20 protein-coding genes are annotated in these 23,513 nt (G+C 54.3%); 7 read left to right on the top strand and 13 right to left on the bottom strand.

The features are described from left to right. Positions 1-69: 69 nt before the first annotated feature. Positions 70-1,509: a coniferyl aldehyde dehydrogenase gene (locus AC2FGC_RS09225; RefSeq protein ID WP_496724823.1), complete on the bottom strand. Its 1,440-nt coding sequence runs from the start codon at positions 1,507-1,509 to the stop codon at positions 70-72. Between the two features lie 186 nt (positions 1,510-1,695). Here AC2FGC_RS09225 and AC2FGC_RS09220 point away from each other — a divergent pair, with 186 nt between their 5' ends. Further along, positions 1,696-2,193, top strand: a complete 498-nt coding sequence (locus AC2FGC_RS09220) for a flavin reductase family protein (protein WP_109311127.1) — start codon at positions 1,696-1,698, stop codon at positions 2,191-2,193. A 109-nt stretch (positions 2,194-2,302) separates the two neighbouring features. Continuing rightward, complete coding sequence (locus AC2FGC_RS09215; RefSeq protein ID WP_496782134.1) at positions 2,303-3,853, top strand: class I adenylate-forming enzyme family protein; 1,551 nt, start codon at positions 2,303-2,305, stop codon at positions 3,851-3,853. Positions 3,854-4,027: 174 nt separating this feature from the next. Here the strand turns inward: AC2FGC_RS09215 and AC2FGC_RS09210 are convergent, their stop codons facing one another. Then, on the bottom strand, positions 4,028-5,215 hold the full coding sequence (locus AC2FGC_RS09210) for an aromatic ring-hydroxylating oxygenase subunit alpha (RefSeq protein WP_496724819.1): 1,188 nt from the start codon (positions 5,213-5,215) through the stop codon (positions 4,028-4,030). 193 nt (positions 5,216-5,408) lie between these two features. Here AC2FGC_RS09210 and AC2FGC_RS09205 point away from each other — a divergent pair, with 193 nt between their 5' ends. After that, the gene (locus AC2FGC_RS09205) at positions 5,409-5,987 is read left to right on the top strand and encodes a TetR/AcrR family transcriptional regulator (protein ID WP_496782132.1); all 579 of its coding nucleotides are present in this window, start codon (positions 5,409-5,411) and stop codon (positions 5,985-5,987) included. 28 nt (positions 5,988-6,015) lie between these two features. Here AC2FGC_RS09205 and AC2FGC_RS09200 read toward each other — a convergent pair whose 3' ends face one another. Beyond that, a complete protein-coding gene (locus tag AC2FGC_RS09200; RefSeq protein ID WP_496724815.1) occupies positions 6,016-6,927 on the bottom strand; it encodes a LysR family transcriptional regulator in 912 nt (303 codons plus the stop codon). A gap of 108 nt (positions 6,928-7,035) precedes the next feature. Continuing rightward, positions 7,036-8,214 carry a patatin-like phospholipase family protein gene (locus tag AC2FGC_RS09195; RefSeq protein WP_496782130.1) on the bottom strand — a complete coding sequence of 393 codons (1,179 nt, stop codon included), beginning with the start codon at positions 8,212-8,214 and terminating at the stop codon, positions 7,036-7,038. A 326-nt stretch (positions 8,215-8,540) separates the two neighbouring features. On the opposite strand from AC2FGC_RS09195, the gene AC2FGC_RS09190 reads away from it, so the two are divergent. From AC2FGC_RS09190 to AC2FGC_RS09180, 3 genes are all read left to right on the top strand, one after another. Then, complete coding sequence (locus AC2FGC_RS09190; RefSeq protein ID WP_496724811.1) at positions 8,541-9,692, top strand: aromatic ring-hydroxylating oxygenase subunit alpha; 1,152 nt, start codon at positions 8,541-8,543, stop codon at positions 9,690-9,692. Then, complete coding sequence (locus AC2FGC_RS09185; protein ID WP_496724809.1) at positions 9,689-10,564, top strand: ABC transporter six-transmembrane domain-containing protein; 876 nt, start codon at positions 9,689-9,691, stop codon at positions 10,562-10,564. The genes AC2FGC_RS09190 and AC2FGC_RS09185 overlap by 4 nt, the downstream gene beginning before the upstream one ends. 83 nt (positions 10,565-10,647) lie before the next feature. Beyond that, positions 10,648-11,709: a 2Fe-2S iron-sulfur cluster-binding protein gene (locus AC2FGC_RS09180; RefSeq protein WP_496782128.1), complete on the top strand. Its 1,062-nt coding sequence runs from the start codon at positions 10,648-10,650 to the stop codon at positions 11,707-11,709. Between the two features lie 26 nt (positions 11,710-11,735). Here AC2FGC_RS09180 and AC2FGC_RS09175 read toward each other — a convergent pair whose 3' ends face one another. The 8 genes from AC2FGC_RS09175 to AC2FGC_RS09140 form a co-directional block, all read right to left on the bottom strand. Further along, positions 11,736-12,326 carry a TetR/AcrR family transcriptional regulator gene (locus tag AC2FGC_RS09175; protein WP_496782126.1) on the bottom strand — a complete coding sequence of 197 codons (591 nt, stop codon included), beginning with the start codon at positions 12,324-12,326 and terminating at the stop codon, positions 11,736-11,738. A gap of 198 nt (positions 12,327-12,524) precedes the next feature. Beyond that, a complete protein-coding gene (locus tag AC2FGC_RS09170; protein WP_496782124.1) occupies positions 12,525-13,907 on the bottom strand; it encodes a DUF1501 domain-containing protein in 1,383 nt (460 codons plus the stop codon). A 4-nt stretch (positions 13,908-13,911) separates the two neighbouring features. Further along, positions 13,912-15,414, bottom strand: coding sequence for a DUF1800 family protein (locus AC2FGC_RS09165; protein ID WP_496782123.1), 1,503 nt, complete (start codon positions 15,412-15,414; stop codon positions 13,912-13,914). A 12-nt stretch (positions 15,415-15,426) separates the two neighbouring features. Beyond that, on the bottom strand, positions 15,427-15,684 hold the full coding sequence (locus AC2FGC_RS09160) for a hypothetical protein (RefSeq protein WP_496782121.1): 258 nt from the start codon (positions 15,682-15,684) through the stop codon (positions 15,427-15,429). Positions 15,685-15,848: 164 nt separating this feature from the next. Next, a complete protein-coding gene (locus AC2FGC_RS09155) occupies positions 15,849-16,280 on the bottom strand; it encodes a DUF2141 domain-containing protein (protein ID WP_496782119.1) in 432 nt (143 codons plus the stop codon). 18 nt (positions 16,281-16,298) lie between these two features. Then, positions 16,299-16,571 carry a hypothetical protein gene (locus AC2FGC_RS09150; protein WP_496734766.1) on the bottom strand — a complete coding sequence of 91 codons (273 nt, stop codon included), beginning with the start codon at positions 16,569-16,571 and terminating at the stop codon, positions 16,299-16,301. 170 nt (positions 16,572-16,741) lie between these two features. Beyond that, on the bottom strand, positions 16,742-18,160 hold the full coding sequence (locus AC2FGC_RS09145; RefSeq protein WP_496782117.1) for an MFS transporter: 1,419 nt from the start codon (positions 18,158-18,160) through the stop codon (positions 16,742-16,744). Positions 18,161-18,368: 208 nt separating this feature from the next. After that, a complete protein-coding gene (locus AC2FGC_RS09140) occupies positions 18,369-19,433 on the bottom strand; it encodes a hypothetical protein (RefSeq protein WP_496724795.1) in 1,065 nt (354 codons plus the stop codon). A 748-nt stretch (positions 19,434-20,181) separates the two neighbouring features. Between AC2FGC_RS09140 and AC2FGC_RS09135 the strand changes: the two genes are divergently transcribed. Continuing rightward, positions 20,182-20,793, top strand: a complete 612-nt coding sequence (locus AC2FGC_RS09135) for a TetR/AcrR family transcriptional regulator (RefSeq protein ID WP_496724793.1) — start codon at positions 20,182-20,184, stop codon at positions 20,791-20,793. Between the two features lie 315 nt (positions 20,794-21,108). Here the strand turns inward: AC2FGC_RS09135 and AC2FGC_RS09130 are convergent, their stop codons facing one another. Next, positions 21,109-23,496 (bottom strand): fatty acid cis/trans isomerase, encoded by a 2,388-nt coding sequence (locus AC2FGC_RS09130; protein WP_496782115.1) that lies wholly within the window; start codon positions 23,494-23,496, stop codon positions 21,109-21,111. Positions 23,497-23,513 lie beyond the last annotated feature (17 nt).

The raw sequence follows: 23,513 nt of genomic DNA, 5'->3' as shown, positions 1-23,513 counted from the left end.
AGCAATACCGCAAAAAGATTGAAGGGAACTTCGTAAATGCGGAGTTCCCTTCTTTTTTGGTGCACCAGATTATTTTTTCAGGAACGGTGCCATTGTCTTAAAGAATTTCTCGCCATAGGGCGGGCGAAGAGCCTTGAAGACACCATCCATGTTGATCTGCTTGAAGATAGCCTTTGCGTGGCTGAACCGTTTGAAACCATGCAGGCCGTGATAAGCGCCCATGCCACTGTTTCCGACACCGCCAAAGGGCAGGGTGTTCTGCGTCGAATGCATGATGGTCTCGTTGATGCACGCTCCGCCGGAAATGGTACTTTCCATCACCTGCTCCTGCTCGGCCGCGTCCTTGGCAAATACGTAAGCCGCCAGAGGGCGCGGACGGGTGTTGGCAAAGCTAATGGCCTGATCCAGCGAGTCGTAAGGCAGGATTGGCAGGATCGGCCCAAAGATTTCATCCTGCATGACGTCCAGCGCCGGATCGGCGTCGACGATCAGTGTCGGAGGCAGAATTTTCTCATTTGTGGCTGAGAGATCTTCATTGGCGGGATTGACCTGAACGACCCTCGCCCCTGCCGAGCGTGCTTGCTCCACAAGGCCCTTGAGCCGATCGAATTGGCGGTCGGTCACAATATGGGTGACATCCGGGTTGCCGGACAGAGTCGGGAAGGCCTCGGCAAGTTTTGCTGCAAGCTGGGTGGCGAATTCTTCCATCTTTGCGCGTGGAACCAAGACATAGTCCGGTGCCAGGCAAACCTGACCCGCATTGAACCCTTTGCCCGCCGCAATCCGGGCGACCGCAAGGTTCATGTCTGCGCTGGGGGCGATGATGGCCGGGTTCTTGCCACCAAGTTCCAGTGTTGTCGGCACCATATGTTCAGCTGCTGCACGAAGGACGTGCGGACCAATGGTGCTGGCGCCGGTAAACAGCAGGTGGTCAAAGGGAAGGGCAGTGAACGCCTGTGCGACGTCGACGCCACCGGTCACAACCACGGCTTCGTGCGGGGCGAAGTCTGCTTCTATCAGCGACTTCAAAAGGTCGGATGTGCGGGGTGTGAACTCTGACGGCTTCAGCATAACCGAGTTGCCTGCCGCAAAGGCTTCGGCCATTGGGCCGATGGCCAGATAGATCGGAAAGTTCCAGGGGCTGACAATTCCAATGACACCCAGGGGTTGATAATGGATGCGACCGCGCGCGCCCAGCAATCCAAGGGGGAACTCGACTTTTGCCTTCTCAGGGCGCATCCAGCGATCAAGGTTGTCCCGCGCGAATTTTAACTGTTTTACCGTGCCAACGATGTCGGCCGCGATCGTTTCATGTTGTGACCGATTGCCAAAATCGGCCGAGATCGCGTCAATCATGGCATCGCGATTATCCAGTACCAGGTCGATTAACCGCGTGATGCGATCCTTGCGTTCAGCCGCGTTTGGCGCGTCATATTCGGCCTGGTGGGCTTTTTGTGTCTCCAAAAGCGTCGCGAGGCTCTCGGCGGGGTTGGGGCTATGCTGGTTCAATACGCGTCTCCTGCGGTTGGTTTTGCGGTGCGCAACCGCCTTCCTGTTGGTCTGTGTGCCCGTTCTGTCCCCTTGGTCACAAGGGTCGGGTTTCGTTTCTTTGCCGCCGGGCTGCGAAGTCTGCGTTGACATTTATCCGGCGATGTGGAAGGTAAGTGATCGTTCACTAATTAGCAAGAGCGCAGTATGACCCTGACCACAGAAGACAGGTTCAAGACCGGCATGCAGTTGCTGGCGGCCTCAACGACCATCATCACTTCAGAATTCGAAGATTCGCGCGCTGGAATGGCGGCGACGGCGGTATGTTCGCTAACGGCCGATCCGCCAGCTTTGTTGGTTTGCATCAACCGAACAGCGCGAACATATGGCGTCGTGATGGACAGCCGAAAGTTTGCCGTAAACCTCATACCTGATGACATGACCGAGGTTGTCGGTGCCTTTTCGTCGAAAATGGACAAGGAACAACAGTTCCAGGCAGCCGGGACATGGATCAAAGGAGATCTGGGTCTGCCTGTTTTGAAAGAGTCCGTCGTGTCCTTTGAATGCGTGGTCGACAACTGGGCAAATACGAAGACACATGCGGTGTTCTTCGGTATGGTGAAAGAAGTTCACCTGAACCCGGAAAAGTCGGCGCTTATTTATGGGCGCAAGGGATTTCACAAACTCACACCGCTGGAAGGCTGATGTAGGGTCAAAGTGAATTTTCAACTGACTTCGCACGCCCCACACCACCAAAAAAACGACAATCACGTAACTTAAGAATTGCCGTGATGATGCCCGGGAGGAGACACCAATGCCGACGCTTGGACAACTGATCGACCGAAACGCAGACCGCTTTGGGGATCAGGATGCTTATGTGGAACTGGATCGCCGTCGCAGTTGGCGCGAGTTGGGCCAGCGAACGGATGCGCTGGCGCATGCGTTGCGGTCGCTGGATGTCCGCAAAGGTGATCGGGTCGGGGTGATCCTGCCTGACTGCATAGAGGTTGCGGAAACCATAGGCGCTTGCGCCAAGGCCGGTGCGATTCGAGTGGGTCTGAACTATCGCCTCGCCCCGCGCGAAATCGGCGCGCTGATTGACGACGCGGGCTTGGATGTTCTGATCGTGCAGGACACGAAAGTTGCAATTGCCCAAGAGGCGTTGACCTTCAGCAAGCGTCAACCGGTGCTGGTGGGTGTCGGTGCCCAGCATGCGCTGGAGCAGGATTATGAAACCTTTATCGCAGCAGCATCTGATCGCGGGGCCTTCACCCATACATCGCATGAGCAATTGATGATCTGCTACACAACCGGTTCAACCGGTTTGCCGAAAGGTGCGATCTATCCTCACGCGTTGATGATCGAGTCGATGGGTGTAATCGCTCTGACGGAAGGAGCGGGTCCGGACGATGTCTGGTTGCACGCGATGCCGGCATCGGGCGTTCCGATCATTCACCTGTTGCGTAACATGTTCCACGGCACCAAATGCGCTATTGTCGGCGAGTGGAATGCTGAAACGGCGCTTAAGCTTATTGACCGTGAGCAGGCGACGATCTGCGTTCTGGTGCCGACAATGCTGAACGACCTGCTGTCTTCCGGCCTGATTACGCAATACAATTGCTCGTCGATCCGGCAGCTGGGGTATGGGTCTGCGCCAATTCCACCCGCGACAGTGCGCGATGCGCTCAAGGCTTTCGGGTGCAAGTTCTTGCAGATGTTTGGCACAACCGAGCTGATGGGCATGGGCATGATGTTGACCGCAACGGATCATGAGCGCGCGTTGAAAGACGGGCACAATTGTCTCGAAAGCGCGGGCCGGCCACTTTTCTACGTGGACGTCCGTGTCGTTGACGAGCAGGGCAATGACCTTCCCAGCGGAGAGGCAGGTGAGCTGCTGATTCACTCGCCTTACGTGATCCCGGGCTATTGGAATCAGGCGGTGGAGTATTCGGAAACCGTCCGCGATGGTTGGCTGCATACCGGGGATATCGCTGTTATCGATGCAGAGGGCTACGTCCATCTCAAGGACCGGGCAAAGTTCCGCATCAAGTCCGGCGGCTATAACGTGTTCCCGGTCGAGGTCGAAAACTGTCTGGCTGAACATGATGCAGTCGACGAAGTCAGTGTGTTCGGCCTGCCGGATCCGAAATGGGGGGATCGGATTCATGCCGTTGTCACCCTGAACTCTGATACGGCTGTTAGTGGCGCAGAACTGCGTGAGTACTGCCGGGGTAAGATTGGCAACTTCAAAATCCCGAAAGATATCGAGATTTGGGACGCATTGCCCAAAGGACCGACCGGCAAAATTCAAAAGCGCGAAATCATCGAGATTTGCAGCCGCGACGATCAAAGCGGTGCGGCTTAAGCACCGTTCCTGACTGAATGCTCATGGTCAGGGGATGAAAGTTCGAAAAACAGTGTGAGGCTTGATCGTTGAAATGCGATCAAGCCTCTTCGTTTCAATGGCCCAACTCAAATGATGCAGGCCATTCGGTTGGGCAAGCGACCCGGTGAAATCTCTGTCGCTTGCCGCGTGTACCTACGCCTCTATGTGCCGCAGAACCGATCTCTGAAAGTAGGTCAGCGGAGATTCCGCCCCAGGACCAGAGGCCATTTTGCCGACCGTGTATTTGGGCGACATCATCGCACGCTGCATTTTCTCGACGACATATACATCTTCAGTCTGGAAGTCTTGCGTTTCCAGCGGATGCACTTTCCAGTGCGAGCTTTTGATCATGCCGGATACTTTGTCATAGCCTGGGATATCCTTGACGGATCCGCGGCTCGACATCCATGATTTTGCGGCCCAGACATAAGCATGCAACCGTGTCACACCGGCGCTTACAGGTTCCATCACAGATATCGAAAAAGACCAGGGGCTTGCCACGATCAGGGTCGTCGGGAACAACATGTAGACGCCGCCATAGCCTTCTTTCTCTGCATGCGGGATCTTCTTCGCGTTCCATTTGTCCATGCGCGTACACACGAAATTCGGAACACGCGAACGCACGGTTTCATTCTCGGTCGAGTACCAAACCTGATTGTCGCCATAGGGGTCCCAGATGTTCTTGTCCTGAGTTGGGCCGCCAAGGGTGTTCTTGTGCAGATAGGCCAGATGGTATCCGTCGATGGCGTTCTCGAAGAACACTTTCCAGTTGCACTGCATTTCATAGGTTACAGGTTCACCGTAAGATATCAGTTCAGGGCTGGTGATGTCGTGCGGCCAGACGACATCTTCCAATCCGCTGAGCCAATCGGACAGGTCCTGATCGGGTTCGGGATTGACAAAGACAATGCCCTTGAACACCGCGACCGAAGCTCTGTGCAGGCCGTTTTCTTTTTTGTTGATGTCCGGGAAACAGGCCTTCTGGTCAGGGATGCCACGCAGCGCGCCATCCAGGCCAAAAGTCCACGAGTGATAGGGGCACACGATCGTTTTGCCTGCATTTCCGCAGCCGCGGTCCAGCAATTCGGTTCCGCGATGGCGACAAATGTTGTGGAACGCCCGCAGTTCGCCGTCGTTCCCGCGGATTACGACCAGGGTAAAGTGCCCTGCCTTGGCCGTCATGTAATCGCCCGCGTTGGCAACCTTTGACTCGACGCCAGCAAACACCCAGCTGCGCGAAAACAGGTTTTTGTTTTCCTGCGCCAACCATTCATCCGATGTGTAGGCTTCAGAAGGCAATTCCTGGGTGGCGACCTCTGGCATTTGGTTCGGCTGTTGCATGAATGTTCTCACAAATGGCTGCTAAGTTTTCATTATTGTCATTGTTGACAGATAACTGTAGATGCGCCATATGTCAATGCAAAGTGATCGTTCACTAAAGTGGAAAAATTGGAAGAAATTGGCCGCAAAAATTGCGATTAATCAAGATTTCATAGGCTCTTGTCCTGAGCCTGATGAAGGGATTGGAAACGCCATGCCGCGCCCGAGCTTAAAACCGCAACGGTCAGAAGAAATCCTTGATGCCTATATGACCTGCGTGGCCCGGTACGGGCTTGATGGTGCCACCCAAGAGCGTGTCGCGACCGAGGCTTGTGTGAAGCGACCATTGCTACGGCACTACCTTGGCAATCGTGACCAGATGATCGCTGCGCTGAATCAGCATGTCGCAGACGCGCTCAACGAGCTGACATTGGAGCTGGACTGTCATCTTACACAGATAGAAACAGGCGATCAGCTCTTGGAAATCCTTTTTGCCGAAGATGAAGAGATCGACCCGCGGCTTGCTGCTGCGTGGCAGGGGTTATCCGCATCAGTCGGGGATCATCCCGAACTTGCCGAGCCGTTGCTGGAAGTCCTGGCACGTTTTGTGGCGGTTCTTGAGAAGTTCCTTGGTCGCGTGTCGCCCGATGCCAGACCAGAACGGGTCAGGGCCGTGGCGCAGGGCATTTCAACGATCTTCCTGTCCCTCGATTCACTGGCCGCACTTGATGCGCCGTCAAATTGGCGTACTGAATTGAAGCGGGCGGTTTCATTGCTGACGGAAACTTTGTAATTGCCAAGTCGGGTCGCATTCGACACCGTCAGCGCGGCAGACCCTCTTCAGTTTGGGCCTGCGTAGACAGCCAGTGACGAAAGCTGCGCAGCGACGGATCGTCCGACTTGGTTTTTGGCCAAACAAGATAGTAGGCGCCCATCATCTCGACCGCGTCCGGAAAGGCTGCGATCAGTTTGCCTGTTGCGAGGTCCTGTTCGATCAAATAATTTGGCAGTAACGCAACGCCGAGACCGTGAACCGCCGCCTGATTGATCGTTGTGTATTGATCGTAAATCGTTCCGGGCAACGCGTCGGGATGGCTTGTCCCCATATGGCTGAACCATTCTTGCCAGGCATGGGGCCGAGTCTGGATGTGCAGCAATGGGAGTTTCAGCAGATCTCGCGGTGATGACGGCGCGCCTTTGGGCAGCAAGGATGGCGCGCAAACCGGCAATACACTTTCCACGCGCAGCAACAGCCGATCCGTGCCGGGCCAATCGGGTTCACCAAAATGCAGCGCCGCGTCGAAGGGTTCAGAGGTAAAACTAAACGGACGCAGGCGTGTCGACATGTTGATGGTTATTTCCGGGTGCATGCGGGCAAATTCCGGCAATCTGGGCACTAGCCACCGCATTCCGAACGTCGGCAAAATCGCAAGGTTCAAGGTGCCACCAATAGGAGCCATGTGCAGCTTTAGCGAGGCCTGAGCGATCTGGTTCAGGCCTTGCCGAACTTCGGCAACATATTCCTGCGCAACTGGCGTCAGCAGCAGGCGCTTGCGATCCCGACGGATCAGATCGACACCTAGCTGGGCTTCCAATGTTTGCAATTGCCGGCTGACGGCACTTTGGGTCAGGGCAAGCTCATCAGCGACCGCAGAAGCCGAGCCTAAGCGATCCAGCGCTTCAAGGGCGCGGAGTGATGAAATTGAGGGGAAGAGGCGGCGTGGCGTTACCATCTATGCGGTCTGCTCATGAATTGCCCCGTTATCTTGCAGTTATTTGCGCTTTGTTCAAACATCTTGTTGATTGTCTGCTTCAGTAATTGGCCGGGCCTTAAGTCCTCGTCACTGCCACTGCTGCGCATCATAGATCCACCCTTCCTTATGCTGTCCGGCCCAATAACCGATCGCAAACAGTTTGGTCATGAATTCGGGGTCGAAGGGTTCCTGCGGCTTTCTTTGAAATTCCTTGGGGATATAGGTGATGTTGGCTTGAAACCCGTCCCGGTTCGCGAGGGTCAGGATGCTTTCGATATTGCCAAGGCTTTGCGAACGGATCAGCATCTCGAACGCGCGGTTAGCCACTGCGGTTGCATTTCCGGGCAATGGATCGAAACTCGGTTCCAGCGTTTTGTTGTGGATTAACCAAATGCGGTTCTTTTGGTTGCTCAGCCCAGCGTCCCGCAATAGCTGACGCATCTGCAAGTCGTATGGATAGGCAAAGATCTCGCGGGTCAGACCGCCATCCACATGCAGTTCTTCGCGTTGAACTTCGCCATTGGTCACCTTGATTGTAACGGGTTGAAACACGACAGGTATCGAGACCGAGGCCAGAATTACGTCCCGGATGAGATCCCGCGCGCCCGGCGTGTCGGTTTGGGCGATCGCCCCGATGTTCCACAGCACCGGACGTTCCGCGTCGATGTTGGTGGTGCCGATCAAAAGCTGGCGGCCCAATCTGTGCTGCTCCGCGATCTCGCGGATCAGATCGTCGGTCAGTTCTTGCTTGATTGCCGCTTTCAGTGGCGTTGCTTTGGTCAGAAAACCGCGCCCAAAGACGGCACCCGAAACGTCTAATCGCACGACATCCCGGGTCGCGGTTTCGGTGTAGAACCGCTTCAGGCGGCTGTCATAATCCGGGCCGAGGAATGCAAAGGGCGCAATTAGCGCGCCGGTGGAGATTCCGGTGACCACATCAAAGGACGGGCGTGTGCCCTTGTCGGTCCAACCATTTAGAACGCCGGCCCCAAAAGCGCCGTGCTGGCCGCCGCCCGATAGCGCAAGAATGTTCAGGCCTTGCCCCCTTGGAACCTGTGCTAGCGTCTTGTGCATTTCCGCATTGAGAGTTGCCAGACGGTCGCGGCTATCATCTTCGAAATACCGGCTGTCCGGGGTTGTGACAACCGGCAGAAAGGTCTCGTAATTTTCGGACGTCGGTGTAAGTGCTGAACGATCATAGCTGCCGGCACAGGCGGTTAACATCAGCAAGAGAACGAAATTGACGTAAATCTTGAGTGAGGGCATCGGTGAATTGTCCGTCTTGAAAGTGGTGCCGCTCTGTATAGTGCCAAACATATTTTGTTGAGTGCCAAATCTCCGCAGGTGCCTAAATCTCGTTGTATCGTTAGGTCTTGTGCGAGATGACACCGATCGAAACGGCAGACATTGCAACAATGCGCTTACTCGTTTCGGCCGATCTTATTCTTTAAATTGTCACCATTGACAGTTGATTGCTGTTTGCCTATTTCGTTTCAAAGCACCGTAAGATCGGGCATGTGTTAAACACTGTTGCTGGGGTCAAAACGTTTAGCTTGCCAACCGTGAAGACGACGGCCCTAGGAGGGGACAGCATGCCACAAATGTACCATGAGTTACCCGCAGAAGCTTATACATCGCAGCAGTGGTTTGACCGTGAACAGCGAGAGATATTCTCAAAAACATGGCGTTTTGCTGGCTTTATGGAAGATTTGCCCGAGCCAGGCCATTATCTTTCGGTTCAGGCGGGATTGAACAACTTGTTCATCGTCATGGGGAGGGATCGCAGGCTGCGGGCCTTCCACAATATCTGCAGACATCGGGGCACCCAATTGATCCGCGCCGTGGGAAAGACCCAAAAAGCGCTGACCTGCCCCTATCACGACTGGACCTATGATCTTGAGGGCAACCTGATCTCAGTCCCGGATGAGCATCGCGAATATAAGTCCGTCGACAAATCCTGCCTTGGCCTGAAACCTGCTTCGGTCGATATCTGGAAAGGTATGTTGTTTGTGCATCCCGACCCGAACGCAGGGTCGATCATGAAATGGTTTGGCGACGTGGACGATAAGGTCGGACCACATGTGCCAGAAGAGCTGGTGGAACACGAGGACACCTCGAACACCTATGAAATCAAGGCCAATTGGAAGATCGTTGTCGAGAATTACATCGACGTCTACCATCTGAGCCACCTTCATTCGAACACCCTACAAATGTATGACCACGCCAATGCGCAATATGGTTGGTACGGGCCGCACTACATCTTTTGGGAGCCGCCGGTCGAAGAGTTCGCCAAAGATCAGAACAAAAAGCTTCAGATGCCGCGGGTCGTTCCCGAAGATCAGAATGGTGCATGGGTGCCGATGCTGTTTCCAGGGGTCGGAATTGGCGCGTCAGAGGACGTATGGAACGTCTTTATCATTACCCCGCTTGCTCCGGACAGGACGCGGATTCTGAACCGGACGCGTGTTGCCAATGCATCGGGCTGGGAGTTTTCGAAACAGGCCACCCGGTCGGCGTCCTTCTGGAACAATTTTGGCATCAAAGGCAAATATGAAGGTGATGATGCGTATGATGAAAACGATCCGATGGCCTCGGGCGATTTCACGCAAGAGGACATCTATGCCTGTGAACAGCAACAGAAATCCTTGACCTCGCCTTATTTCGAAGTTGGTCCAGCCGCCGTTGGGGAAAGCCCCGTGGTTCAACACCAAAGGGTCGTTCGCGATTGGTTGCAAGAAGAATGATCAACCCCGACGACCGGTTGTCGATTGCGACCTTGCTGCGGGTCTTCCGCACAAAAATCGTAACGACCTGGGGTCTGACCCTGGTTGAAACGGGGTTGTTTATCTTCCTTCCCCTGTTGATCGGCTATTCGATCGACGGCCTGTCGAATGGGGACTACACGTCGTTCATCCATTTCGGTGTTGCGATGGCAGCGCTGCTGGTTGTGTCGACGTTGCGGCGTGTTTACGACACGCGGGCCTATGGCACGATCCGCGTCGAATTGGGTAAGGCGCAGGCCAAACGGGATGCGGGGCGCGAGGTCTCGGTGCTAAATGCGCGGGTACTGATGGCCCGCGAGTTGGTTGATTTTCTGGAGAATGAGGCCCCTGAATCGATGGGTGCAGTCGTGCAGGTTCTGGTCTCGGTTGGTATTCTGATGTCCTTTCACGGGGCACTTGCCACCGCCGCAGGGGCCGCTGCTGTGATTATCCTGATCATCTTTACCCTGTTTTCGCGTCGCTTCTTCCGCCTGAATGGGCTGTTGAACCACCAGTCAGAAAGACAGGTGACTGCGTTGCAAAGCATGGATCTGAAAAAGATCGGCCAGCACTTGTTCCGATTGCGCACGCATGAGGTTCGGTTGTCGGATTCCGAGGCACTTGTCTATGCTGCGATTTTTGCTGTCTTGCTCAGCATGCTGGCCTTCAACCTGTGGTTTGCGGCGACGCAAAGCGGGGCGACGGCAGGGCAGATCTTCTCGGTTGTCACCTATTCGTTCGAGTTTGTGCAATCGGTCGTGATTTTACCGATGGTCCTGCAAAGCCTCGCGCGCTTGTCCGAGATCACTGAGCGGATCAACGCACCGGCATCGAAACAGGGTGCCAATGCCTAATACGTTCAATTCAAACACCCGTCCCATATCGGGTATCATCACACATCCTGCCCTTTCGCACGGCACGAATTTCGGAGGCTCAAATGACCAGAGTTTTTCACCCGCTTGAGGTGCTTGAAACGCGTAGTGAGATCGGCGGGCAGGCCAAATCCGTCATGTTCGACGTGCCACCACATCTGGCCCAAGACTTTGCCTGGCGTGCCGGTCAGCACCTGACCCTTCGCTTTTGGATCAAGGGTGAAGAGGTGCGTAGAAGCTATTCGATCTCGTCTTCGCCCGATTCAGGCGATCCGCTGCGTATCACCGTCAAACGGGTGAAAAAGGGGCTTGTCAGCAACCATATCAACGATACGGTTCAAAAGGGTGATGTGATCGACGTCATGCCGCCATTTGGTAGTTTTTGTCTGGATACAGACCCGGAGGAACGGCGCACACACTACTTCTTTGGGGCGGGCAGCGGTATCACCCCATTGTATTCCATGCTTAAGTCTGTGCTATTGGCCGAACCGTGGTCGGTTGCACATCTGGCCTATGGCAATGCGAATGCGGACAGTATCCTGTTCAAAGACAAGTTTGCCGAATACCAGCAGACGTTTCCGGAACGCCTGACGGTGCATCACCTTCTGTCCAAGCCTTCAATGTGGTCCAGTTTCGCCTATTGGCGCAGGGGTGTCATCGACAAGGATGCGATCGAGGCGCTGATCACAGAAAATCCGCCTTATGCCCAGAATGCCCAGTACTACATCTGTGGTCCCGGCGGGATGAACAAAGCGGTCAAAGACGCGCTTATGTCTTTGGATGTGCCCGCCAATCGGATTCACATGGAAAGCTACGGCGGCGCGCAAGAGACCGATGACAGTATCAAGGGCGTTGATGCTGATGTGGACATAACGCTGAACGGTCAGCGACAATCGGTTCAGATGGCATCTGGTCAGACGATCTTACAGGCTGCCCAACAGGCGGGGTTGGAGCCGCCATATTCCTGCCAGTCTGGGGTCTGTGGGGCGTGCCGGTGTAAGGTGAAAAAGGGTTCGGTTCATATGCGGGCACGAACCGCTTTGGATGATAATGAGATCTCGAAAGGTGCCGTGCTGTCCTGCCAGGCGGTTGCCACGACAGACAAGCTTGCGGTTAGTTACGATTAACCCGGCCGTTGGCCAGGCAGTCGCTGTCAGGTTTTTTCTTCCAATGTTTCAGCCAATTTCAGCGCAGCGAAATAGGACGAATAACCCCATGTTTTCGGAGGTTTAAGCGGAATGAAAGCATCCGTGGTGATAAAAAGGTTTATGATTCCGTGCGCGACGATCTCACAGGCTTGTTTGTCGGCTTTTGGGTGTGAGGCAAGAACGATGTCTATCGCGACCTTGTAAAAAGCCTCCATTGATTCCAACAACGGTTTGCGAAGCTCTGGGTAGATCTCAATCGAGTTGACGAGGGCCTGGTAACAAATGTTGATCCGGGGATCCATCTCACCGTCAGAGTTGAACAGAGCCTCGATCAGATTGCGCACATCGGGATGTTCGTCCAGCGCAACGCGCAATGTTTCGGTCTGTTTGCTAAACGTTTCGACGACATGCTCACCTAGCGCCAGGACCATGGCTTTGCGGTTGCCAAGGTGATGGCGGATCAGTGGGCGCTTCAGCCCGGCTTGTGCCGCGATATGTTCAAGTGTGGCGCCTTCGACGCCGTAGCGAACGACGCACGACATAAAGGCATCGAGGACTTCTTTTTTACGTTGATCTTGTACCGAGGGGCGACCCATGCGATTACCCTTACACAGAAACGGAATTTTAGAGATATCTTAGTTGAAATTGACTGTCAAGACTGACAGTCAATTTAAGATTAGAGTGTCTACCACTCTTCAGCGCTTTCTACATTAGTGCCCATCGTTCCAGACGATAATCTAACGCAAGCATTGTTCAAGCGTCCCGGTGGGGCGAAGTGTTTGAGGGCGGTGGGCCTAGGTGAAAAGCCCAAGCCTTTCTCCGCCCGCCACATCCGCAAATCTGTTGAGATTTGGGAACAGAGTGTTCAATGCCGATGGTTGCACACCAAACCAAAGAGACAGGTCAGCATAAAGTTGATCGGTCGAGGTCGTTGGAATCAAAACGCCGTCGCCCACATCAAGCGCGTTGTCGCTGGCCAGGCCAAGCTCGGGGTAGTCCCCCAGAATCTGCCCGCCTTTGACAGCATTGCCCATAACCAGGGTATTGCCGCCCCAACCATGATCCGTACCGTTGCCATTCGACGTCAGCGTCCGGCCGAAATCTGATCCCGTGAACGTCACAACACGATCCGCCAAGCCCATATCGTCAAGCGTTGCCTGAAACGCTCCCAACGCTTCGGACAATACGCGCAGCATACGGGCATGGTTCGCCAACAGTTCATCATGATGGTCCCAGCCAATATAGCGCACAAAAAATGTTTGCTGCTCGTGGCCTAGCCGGTCCGAGGCGGCAATCGTTTTGGCGACCATGCGCAATTGCTGTGCAAGGTCCGAAGACGGGAAGGACCGGGGTATCTTGATCCCGCGGGTCGCTGATTTGAACGTCTCGTGTTTGGACTGCGCGTCGCGGGTCAGGTTCAGATATGTCGCGCGGAAGGGATCGCCGTTTTGATCGGCGTTCATCATTCGGTTGAAACTGTCCAAAAGCAGGTCGTTGAGTGGGCTCTTCTCTTCTTTCACGTATAGACCGACGCTGCCCTTGTCCGTGATTGCATATGGCAAGTCTATCTTGCCGTTTTGCGCAATGTTGTTTCCGGCCAATGAGATGTTCATTCCGATCTCGTGCGCCGACTTTGAGGGCTGCAGGTCATCAGCAAAGAACCCGAACCATCCGTCGTTCACACGCAGATCCGGGCGCGAGGTTTGCCAGTGTTTGAACTGGTCCGCGTGGCTCAGCAGTCCCAGGGGGAGTGCGGCCGAGCCGTCATAGAACTGCTCTTTCCGGACCTGTTCGACCAAAGGCCCAACATTGGCAACAAAAGAGAGGCGCCTTTGATCGAACAGCTCGGCCATCTCGGGCATCGACGGGTGCAGGCCAAAGCTGAGGCCCAACTGATCCTTGGGCGTGTCCAAGTCCAGCAACTCACCTCGCGAAAGGGCAAGATTTGCCCGCGTTTCCGAGTATTGGCCGTGCGCGATTTTGTCATTTGGTACCAGCATGTTGAAGCTGTCATTGCCGCCATCCAACATAACAAAAACAAGCGCCCTGCGGGCGGGCTTGATCATTCCCGACCCAGCCTGCGCCAAACCGGGCAGTGCGGCACCCATCATTGCGCCAGTTGCGGCAACACCGGTCGAGGCCAAAAACTGCCGTCGCGTAAAGGATTTGGTCAGCATGGGCTCAGGCCTCCTGCACGGTGAATTCTGGGGAAACGGCAATTATGAAGGCGATGGTCTGCACCACCCATTCGGGATTGTCCGCATACTGCACATAGGCCTGTTTGATCCTTTTGCGCACTTCGGCATCAGTCCGACCGGTCAATAGAACCGAAATCCGATCTATCAGCTCATCATGACGGCCTCGGTTCTCTGCGATTTTGATCTCTTCGCTCAGATCGAAGCGCAGCGCGTCCTTGGAATTGGCCCATAGTGTATCGGGGTCAAACTCCATCACCATCATCTGCTCGGGACCCGCGCCGATTTGCGTTGAAACCAGCGGCAAGTAGCCGCCAAAGAACCAGTAGTAGATATTGTTGACATAAGCGACCGAGGTCGCGGCCGTGTGCAGCTCAAACTCGGGAGCGCGAAGGCCCATCTTCTGCAATGCGCCATGAGGGGTGAAATCGGGTTTGTAGAAATTGAACACAGTGGGCGCGGACAGTGGATGCATCTGCAGCGCCTCTTGAATGTCATCACCCAGCAGCCACAGCTTGCCGGTCTGGTTATGCGCTCCAAACGCAAGCAGAACCTGCGTGACGCGATGCAGGGGCGATTTTAGCTTTTGGGACTGAACTACTTTTGTCGGGGATTTGTATGCCGAAGGAAGACGTTTAGCGGCAACCTCATTGGTCAATGGGTAGGTCAGGATTGTGCGAACCGCGCTTTTCAGATCTCCGTTTGAGCCAAATGCCTGCGACACCGCTTCGACATAGGCGGGCGAGGGATTGGATGTGACCAGCCGGTTGATCAGATGGGTTGCGATGAACGGCGCGGTCGTAGGGTGGGCAACCAGTTGGTCGATGGTCGAACGAATTTCTTTCGGGCCGGACTGATCGCCGGGCAAGGTCAGACGACCGTTCAGCAGGGATTTTGCGCCGCGGTCGTGAAAGGCTTCTTCCACGATCATCGGTTTGGTCGCGTCAATGAAGGGCACTGTCTTATAGGCCTTTTCGACCCCATCATCGAACTGAACTGGATAACCATTATAGCTGTCTTCCCAGAACGACGTGTTCCACTCGTATTCATAGGCTGCGGGCAGCAAGCCGGTGAAGACCCGAGCCAGTTCCTTGATGTCGCGATTGTCATAGGTCGGGATCGGATCCCCACTGGCATCCAGTTTTTCCGTGCCATCGGGGTTCAGCTCGAACAAGCCAATCGAAAACAGCTGCATGATCTCACGCGCATAGTTTTCATCCGGATGGGTGTTCTTGGCCTCGTTCGCCTTTTGATTGGTCATATGCGACAGGTAGATACCCATCATCGGGTGCATCGACACATCGTACAGAAGGTCTGAATAACTGCCGAACGCGTGCTTATAGAGCAGGTCATAGTAATTCGCCATCCCGATGGCATCCAGCTCCAACGATGACGCGTCCGAGATGACTAGGATCTCGGACAGTGCCTGCGCAACACGCTGGCGCAGCAGATCGTCGCGTTGCGTCAGGGTGTGGTTCCACCAGGCCATGTGGAAATACCATTAATAGGGCAGGGCGGGGTTGTTGCCGTCGCCGTTGATCGCCCATTCGCCATGCGCGCGTTTTAGGCGCTTTCGGAAGCTCTTCCAAATCTTGCGAGTGGACTTTTCGAACGGCCCTTTGTTACCGATCGAGGCGTTCAGTTGATCATCCAACCAGCGTTCCGGGCCGGTCTTGCTAACCTGATGCAGTAACCTCTGATCGGCCCCAAGCGTGGCCTGCATCAAGAATCGACTGGTGTCTTCCAAGGATGACTTCATGGTGGATGGCGGTCCTTTAGATCTGACGACAGTAGCTGGGATTGGCATAAATTGTCATGTGAGACAAAATAAAACTTAGCCCCGCCGTTTCAACCCGAAGAATTCGATATCCGCAAAAAATGCCCCGTTTCCGGGGCAGTTGGGGTCAAATTTGTAAGGTAGCTTTAGTTTGCGTAATTTATTTTCAAACCAAGCGATGAGGTATTGCCATCGTATTCAATCGCCGCGTCTTCGAACGCCGGCAACGATCTGACGCCTGCGCCCTTGGAATATGCCCAACCTTCTTGCGGGATCGGCCCTTTCATCTCGAACTGGCCGTTGTCGTTCTGGTCGTGGTGTATCATGATCGCAAGCTGTCCGGGTTTCTGGTTCTCGAGCGTGCCGGAAACTGTGCTACCTGAGGCGGGGATCTTCGCGTAGCCTACGATTTTCGCCATCTGGCTTTGGTCGAACGCGGTCTTATCGTCAAAGGCCAGGATGTGAATGACGCCTCCGCGTCCAGCATCGACACCAGAGATATCGATTTGTATATCCCCGGCCGCCGCCTGAGATGCTGCAAGAGCCATAAGGCCAGCGATGAATGCAGTTTTGGTCATTGAGTTTCTCCTGAACAGTTAACCGATGTAAATTCCAAACAGACGCCATGCGAGATCCTGCACGACGTAAAGCAGCCCGAAGGCGAACCACATGATCGTGATGGCGTAGAAAAGGGGCGGGTTTTCCTGGCTGTCGATTGTCTCAATCAAAAAGGCCTGGCCTGTCATGAAGGATGAGGCGGCCCACCACATGAACAGCAGCCCCCAGATTGCGTAGATCTGAAACCATGTTGCCAACAGCAAGCATAAGAAGATGATCCAGGAAAAAGGGTGGGATTTGAGGTATTGCATTGAACTTCTCTATCTATTTTCGGGGTTTGTGCCCGCATCAAAGTGGGCACGACGAAGGGATACCTATGCCTCAAAAAACTGCGTGGCTTTGAAGAGGCAGTGTAATTTTCTGGCTTACGCCCATTGCAGATCAGTTGAAGCTCCGTCCACGTGGGCGACCTGCCAGCTGTTTAGTCATGGATTGCCTGAAGCTGGTCGAACTGCGCCTTGTCCAACCGGTAGAACATCAGGGCAACAATCGAGGCCATGTATATGAAGAGGCTAAGGCAGGCATAGTTCCATCCCAGTGCACGGGTGACCTCGGGGGTCAGGTTCGATTGGTCTGGCGCTTCCGGGAAGCCTACATATGCCAGAAACATTCCGGAGATCGCTAACCCGCCAGCCGTGCCCGCCTTAAGCACGAATGTGATGACCGATGTGATGATCCCTTCGTTCTGGAAACCGTTCTGGCTGATACCCAATTCAACGACGTCCGCGGTCATCGACGTCAGCAGAGATGTGGTCCAGACAATCAGGATGATTTGCAGAATGCCGTGAACAAACAGCAACCAGATCAGAAGTTCGGTGCCATTTGCAGGGAAGAACCCGATTTCACGCAGCACGTAAGGGGCGACACCGACAATTGCCGAGAGGATCGACAAGTATATGGCGCTCGATTTTTTGTCGCCGGATCGTGCGATAGGTTTCAGGGTTACGCCCGCTATCAAAGCGCCGATCAGGTTGGCCATCAGGATCAGAGCTATTTGGTCATTGTTTAGCTCCCAAAAGAACGAGGTCAGGTAGGTCCACAAAGCTGCTCCGATCCCGGCGCCCACCGCGAAAACGGCGGAGCTGACAAAGATGGCAAGTAATGCGGGCAGCTTGAACGCTGCGAAAAACTGTCTGAAAAATCCAGAGATGCTGTAGGTTGCCGCATGCGAAATATCCAGCATTCTGTTCTGCCATTTGCGCGTGCCCAATGCGGTGATAGTGATAGCCAGCGCTATGAGGATTGCACCGACAAGGCCTGCTTCCTGATAGCCGGCTTGGTTGAGGATGCCGTAAGGCATCGTGTCGGTCGGAACCAACCAGATCACATACATCGCGATGACCATGATCTGACCGGCAATCCAGGTGACCGAGACCTTGAGGCCAGACAACATGGTTCGTCCACCATAGTCCTTGGTCAACTCTGGCACCATCGCGTTGTGTGGTACGTCAAACAACGTCATCGCCGTCCGCAGAAGGATCGTTGTGATCAGCAGGAACCAGAACAGCTGGGTCTCTGAGGTCAGTGCTGCAGGTGGGTTCCAAATAAACCAGAACAGGAGTGCGACAGGAATGATCGCCGCGTAGATGAACGGGTGACGCTTGCCGGCACGAGAACGCGTGTTATCCGACAGGTAACCGACAACAGGATCGGATACAGCGTCGAACATCAGAGCAATGAAAAGCGCAAAACCCACCGTCTCGGCCGGAAGGCCGATGACCAGATTGTAGTAGATAAGCAGGAAAAAGCTCAGCCCGTTCGACAAGATGCCGTTGGCTATGCCGCCCACCCCATAAAACAGCTGCATGCCGACCGGCGGGCTTTCAGTATTGGTATTCATTTTTCCTCCGGATCTTCTTGCAGCAAGACGGTGAGTGATCGATCACTCAAAGCAGATCACAAGGATCGTTTTTTGTCAAAGGTGTTAGATAAAGGTACCTAACGACCCCGTTTGAGAAGCAAATGACCGCCGAAGCAACAGGCAACAGCCAGCGGCCATTCGCGTAGTGGAGTGTCAATCGCGACCGCGTTCGCAGTCGGGTGCTTGATCAAAAGTTATGTGACAGGCTCACACGTACAGCGGTCCCGGAAACATCCCGGATCTGTAGGGCAGCGTCAGGTTCGTTCACATCGCCAAGCGTACCATATGTGACATCAACCAGAATTCGGGTCTGACCAATCGAGTGCACGGCACCAAGCGTGATACCTTTGCCGCCGCCTTCATAGTCAAAGCCAACAAAACCGCCTTCAGGTTGCGACCGAGATAGAATGCCGTAGAAATACCACTTCGGGTTCAGCAAGTATCCGACGCCAATTTGGTAATCGATCGAGTTTTCCGCGAATTCCGCAAGCGGACCGCCGAGGGCCGGAGACTCCACGCTGACGTCATCCCAGTTCCTCCAGCGGACCGACCCGAAGGCGCCCCAAGGACCGCTGATTGCACTTTGTACGTTCAGGGCGACCGTCTGAGGAGTGGATAGTTGCGTGGTCACGTCAGCTGGAGCAAGAGGTTGCAACTGTTCGACGCCGTCCAGATCGTGTTTGATTTCCGAGTAGTATGTCAGGTCGGCGCGAAACGCGAGCGACGGGATCTCATACGCAGCACCCACGAGGAAGCCAGGATTGAAGTCCCCTTCGGAGTCCAGCGAGTAGCTAAGTGAAGGATTGATCAAGGCACCGCTGAAGTCGTTCAACTTTTCAAAGCGCACCCCAGCAAAGGCACTGAAATTTTCATTGAACTTGTACCGTGCCATAAGCGCGACTTCGGTGCCGCGATACCGGACGTTGGTGCCAGCAGACGGAGCACCCGTACCGGTTGGGTATAGTAGCTTATAGTTGACCGAATTGAACCCGTGGATTGCGACTGCCCATTTGTCGCCTACGTCCTGTTTGTAAGCCAGGGACAGGCCGCTGATGCTGGGTGTGACGTCACCGGTCGGTTGGCCGAATTCAGTGCCTTCGGTTTTTGAATCGGCCCATCCTCCGGTGATCTCGACATATCGGCCCTGCTCAAAAAGGAACCGGTTTGCCGACGGAAACCCCTCGATTCCGCCAGCAAATGCAGGGCCTGAAATCAAGCCTGCGCCCAATGCCAAAGTTGCGATTTTCTTCATTCTTCCCTCCCTTTCCTCGGCTTTGTTTCTTTAATTGTGCCGAGGGGATCTGATATGACCGTGGCGCAAGGGCGCTTCGGCCTGTTGAAAGCGCCGTGGTTTGCGCATGGTCGTGCAACCATCGAATGATGTGTCTTCAAATGATTGCGTTTCTGGCCTGTGGAACTGTTTGCGGTGCAGTAGGGAGGCGCGCAGCGTGTGGCCGTCGCAATTGCATGAGATGCGGGAATGTGGTCTTCCGTCTGAATGCAACGCCGCGCCTCTGAAGCGGGCCGTTTTGCAGCAGGCAATACCAATTGGTTCGGCAAACAAGCCGATTGCGCGTTTTTTCATAGTCCCTGTCGTTTTTTTGCAGCCCAGTCTTAGGCCGGGTTTTTGGTCTGATTATTGCGTTGCGAGTGGCCCCGGGGTGACACCTCCTCGTTGCTTAGATGTTTTGATTGGCGCGTTCCTCTTGGGTCTGCGCAGCGTTGCGGAACAACTGTTCTGCGCGAACCCTACCAACGACCAGAATGTATCGTGGATTGGTCATGGAACTGCCCCTGTTGCTTGCCTGCTGGCTATTTGTTTGTCGGTTCTGACAGTTATTTGTTGCACATAGCTGATATCTTTTCAATACGTTTGTATTGTACGTTTGAATTGGAATATTATTTCGTGGCAAACGTTGTATTTTCAGGGCTTTGATCCAATTCTCACAATCACCAGGGTTCCGCTCACACTTTTGCGGGATTTGCGCTAGGAAAGGCGGATGACGCAAAATTTGACAGAGAATCGGGCCAAACAGCGCGACAGAAACCGAGAACAGAAGCGACGTGAACTTGCCGAGAACGCGATTGCGACAATTGCGCGGGCTGGATACGCCAACACCACCTTGCGGGACATTGCGGCCTCGACCGGCGTATCGCTGGGCAAAATACAGTATTATTTTCCCGAAAAAGAGGGGTTGCTGTTGTATTGCGTAGATCTGTCGGTCGACAAGTTCACGTCACAGCTGAACGAGATTCTGAATGCAGAACTCAACCCTCGCGAGGCACGCAGCGCGTATATCGAGCTGTTTGCCTATTCGATCGTCAACTATGCGCATCTGCACAGGCTTTGGTATGACATCCGCAATCAGGCCATGTTCGATGACCAGCTCAGGCCGCGAGTTGCTGACGTCGAGGCCCGGTTTGTCGCAATTTGTGATGAGCTCGGAAAGAAATTTGCTGTTGATGATGTGCGTGGTGTCGAAATCTATGTGATGCTGGACGGCGCCTATCGGTATTACATCCAGCAAAGCATAGCCGGGATGCCAATAACCGCCGAGGACATCGCGCAGCGCCTAAAACGCATTTTAGGTTACCTGACGGGTGAAAAGTAAGGTGCAGACCAATACTCCGCCATCTTGCTATTCGCTTGCCCGGGCGTATTTTCACTCTGATTTCGCTCGGGTTGCAGACAAGATTTCCCGCTGATTTTCTGCGGCTAACCGAACTCTTGCGTACAATATATTGTCATGACAGAAAATAAAGCAAACGAGGCCGCATTGGCTTTTAAAACTGCCGCAGCAACCGCGTTTGCTGTGCTTACCGCTACTTCAGTTTGGCCCGATAACTTGGCACAGGTATTAGGCTTTCTTTCTGCGTCGCGTTGAGAGAGTGCGAATGATATGGTGACCCTGTTTCAATGGGCAGACTTAGTTGTTTTCAGGATTGCTATCGGATCGAGGGTCCTTATACCGGTTCAGGTCCAGCACGCCTGCCTGAATGGGGTCGCTTGCCAGAAACATGGTCATCACCTGATCGCTGGTTTCCCAGAAACCCGGGCTTGTCCTGCGCAGGCCATAAGTGGCTACTAAATCGAGCCATTCGGCCTGCGACCGCACTGATTTGAGGTCGGTTACAAAGGACGCCAGCTGGGCTTCCTGAAGTCGAAAGTAGAAATTTGGATAACTTCCGATCACCCCTGGCAGGATGGTCAGCACGTCGGCTTGCGGATTCCTGCGATCTTTTTCTTCAAACAGGAACGCCACATTATAATGGGCCTTGTCGTGGAGCAGCGAATAGAGAGACGTGGAACCATTTTCGTTGTCCACCAAAAGCAGGGAAACATCTGACAGATACCTGACCCAATCGCCGGTTTGATCCGCGAGCGCCCGCAAGTCGTCCACAACTTCTGAATTGCCATTCGAACAGTCGGCACCTTTGCATCTGTTGATCGTGTCCTCGAGGGCCCAAAGACCGTTGCCGCGATTTAGAAGTTCCAGAAGGAATTCCTGCTTTGGCTTGTCCGTTCCAAAATCTATGCCAGTCGGAAAACTGTCATCGGCACGACGCCGGTGCCAATAGGTGTGCAGCTCGGCCAGAGCTCCTTGGTACCAGGTTTTATGCATCCTTTGCCTGTCGCCTCGCGGCATGAAGTTCAGGAAAGTGTCCTCACTCTCCATCCGCAACTCATCCATGTATAACCGGGTTGAAAGCTGGTGTTCGAGCCGACCGAAAACATCAAAACCTGTGACCAAGTCGTAATAGATACGTTCGAACACCGGATAATCGATAACCCATGCGGTTTCGGGGATGCCGCCGTGGAACCCGGTCATGGCAGAGGCATTGTCGAAATGCCGGAACACGGTAATCAGCGCCTGGGGATTGGTGCCCTCGCCATCCCAGATTGCGTCATATCCAAACCCGTTTTTGTGCGCCGCGCTGTTGCGATATCGGGCATCCCGGAACTCAAGATACTTAATCTGGTTTTCATGGGACATTCCCTGAATGTCCCCCAAGAACCCTATATCTGCAGTACTCACCGGCAATTCCAGAAAGGCCGCCCCGTCCGCCAAAAAGCTGGGTTCTGTGACGGACAGATCGGCATCCGGATCAAGGAAACTGACCCAGAACCGGTCTTCAATCACGTCAACAGCGGTTTCGCCGTGACAGACCGGTCCGCGGATGAAGCTGCGCACATAAAACAATGCGTCGTCCAAGAGAAACTGATAACGGCTGCGGGCCGGTATGTTGGCAAAGGTGCTGAACGGGTTGCCGCCTTCGTCTTCTCCGTACGCAGGCAACTCGGTGACGGACCACGCCGGATCAAGGAATAGCTGCTGGTATCGCGCCAGACGATCCGGACCAAAACTATAGACCAGATGATCTTTGTGCACGATCGTTTCGTCGAATGCCTGCAGTCGATAATAGAACGGCCCTGCGCCGGGGCTATCGAAGGGACGGCGTGTCGCGATGATCTCAATCTTTGATCCTGGCGGGCTGGCGGACCGCACCAGCTGAAAAAACAGTCTTGGATTGTCGGACGGAAAATGGAGACGCGCCAGAAACAGATGTTCGTATATATATCTGCTCATCAATTGATGGCGCAGGTCGGGCGCGTTCAGAAAGGCCTCCCACTCTGTGATCTGATCCTGAATGTCCTGAGGGATTTGTGGTGTGGCCGATGGCAAGGGCGCACCATTTTTAAGCCATGACATGAGGGTCTGGTATTCTTGTTCACTCAGTGGGGCCGTGGCGTAGGGCATTCCCGCCCTTGGGTTTGCCGTGCTGAAGGCGTCGAATTCCTGTGTTGTAGGGCAGGTCAGGGGGCGATCAATCGACAAACCAAGCTGGGTTGGGACAGGCGCGTTAGCCGTCAATCGAGCTTGCCTGCCGAGCTTAATGGAGCGCTCTAACACCGATCCACCCGCGCCGGTCACCTCGGACGACGGAAGAACGGAAAAGAACCCAAGATCCCGCCACCCAGGGATTGTGTGCGCGTCGATTCCAAGCCGCGTTGGTTGCGCATCTTTTAGTCGTTCGGAGTGGTAAACTGCCTCTTTACTGGCACCGCGCAAAAGGCCGGCAGGGGATGTCAGCTTGAGTTGGCAGGGCGCGTCGTAGCAACTGTGACAGACCACGCAGCGGTGGTTCAGGATATCCTGCACGTCGGCCCAGTCTGCATTTTCCTGCTTGTCGACAATGGTCGCGCCGGGTGCTACTGCATCTGACTGGGCCAAACTTTGGTCAGCAAACGTAAATGCAATCGAAGCCGCTAAAACAAAGGTCAAAAAACGCAAATATTGTAATGTTCGCAGCATAGATGCCCCCGTCTGAA

This window comes from Ruegeria sp. CDSC054, assembly GCF_059610645.1.
This window is presented reverse-complemented; position numbering and strand designations above follow the sequence as displayed.

What these genes read in the sequence shown, in the direction of transcription:
- AC2FGC_RS09220 (WP_109311127.1), top strand. Translation starts at nt 1,696, where the DNA reads ATGACCCTGACCACAGAAGACAGGTTCAAGACCGGCATGCAGTTGCTG.
- AC2FGC_RS09215 (WP_496782134.1), top strand. Translation starts at nt 2,303, where the DNA reads ATGCCGACGCTTGGACAACTGATCGACCGAAACGCAGACCGCTTTGGG.
- AC2FGC_RS09210 (WP_496724819.1), bottom strand. Translation starts at nt 5,215, where the DNA reads ATGCAACAGCCGAACCAAATGCCAGAGGTCGCCACCCAGGAATTGCCT.
- AC2FGC_RS09205 (WP_496782132.1), top strand. Translation starts at nt 5,409, where the DNA reads ATGCCGCGCCCGAGCTTAAAACCGCAACGGTCAGAAGAAATCCTTGAT.
- AC2FGC_RS09200 (WP_496724815.1), bottom strand. Translation starts at nt 6,927, where the DNA reads ATGGTAACGCCACGCCGCCTCTTCCCCTCAATTTCATCACTCCGCGCC.
- AC2FGC_RS09195 (WP_496782130.1), bottom strand. Translation starts at nt 8,214, where the DNA reads ATGCCCTCACTCAAGATTTACGTCAATTTCGTTCTCTTGCTGATGTTA.
- AC2FGC_RS09190 (WP_496724811.1), top strand. Translation starts at nt 8,541, where the DNA reads ATGCCACAAATGTACCATGAGTTACCCGCAGAAGCTTATACATCGCAG.
- AC2FGC_RS09185 (WP_496724809.1), top strand. Translation starts at nt 9,689, where the DNA reads ATGATCAACCCCGACGACCGGTTGTCGATTGCGACCTTGCTGCGGGTC.
- AC2FGC_RS09180 (WP_496782128.1), top strand. Translation starts at nt 10,648, where the DNA reads ATGACCAGAGTTTTTCACCCGCTTGAGGTGCTTGAAACGCGTAGTGAG.
- AC2FGC_RS09175 (WP_496782126.1), bottom strand. Translation starts at nt 12,326, where the DNA reads ATGGGTCGCCCCTCGGTACAAGATCAACGTAAAAAAGAAGTCCTCGAT.
- AC2FGC_RS09170 (WP_496782124.1), bottom strand. Translation starts at nt 13,907, where the DNA reads ATGCTGACCAAATCCTTTACGCGACGGCAGTTTTTGGCCTCGACCGGT.
- AC2FGC_RS09165 (WP_496782123.1), bottom strand. Translation starts at nt 15,414, where the DNA reads ATGGCCTGGTGGAACCACACCCTGACGCAACGCGACGATCTGCTGCGC.
- AC2FGC_RS09160 (WP_496782121.1), bottom strand. Translation starts at nt 15,684, where the DNA reads ATGAAGTCATCCTTGGAAGACACCAGTCGATTCTTGATGCAGGCCACG.
- AC2FGC_RS09155 (WP_496782119.1), bottom strand. Translation starts at nt 16,280, where the DNA reads ATGACCAAAACTGCATTCATCGCTGGCCTTATGGCTCTTGCAGCATCT.
- AC2FGC_RS09150 (WP_496734766.1), bottom strand. Translation starts at nt 16,571, where the DNA reads ATGCAATACCTCAAATCCCACCCTTTTTCCTGGATCATCTTCTTATGC.
- AC2FGC_RS09145 (WP_496782117.1), bottom strand. Translation starts at nt 18,160, where the DNA reads ATGAATACCAATACTGAAAGCCCGCCGGTCGGCATGCAGCTGTTTTAT.
- AC2FGC_RS09140 (WP_496724795.1), bottom strand. Translation starts at nt 19,433, where the DNA reads ATGAAGAAAATCGCAACTTTGGCATTGGGCGCAGGCTTGATTTCAGGC.
- AC2FGC_RS09135 (WP_496724793.1), top strand. Translation starts at nt 20,182, where the DNA reads ATGACGCAAAATTTGACAGAGAATCGGGCCAAACAGCGCGACAGAAAC.
- AC2FGC_RS09130 (WP_496782115.1), bottom strand. Translation starts at nt 23,496, where the DNA reads ATGCTGCGAACATTACAATATTTGCGTTTTTTGACCTTTGTTTTAGCG.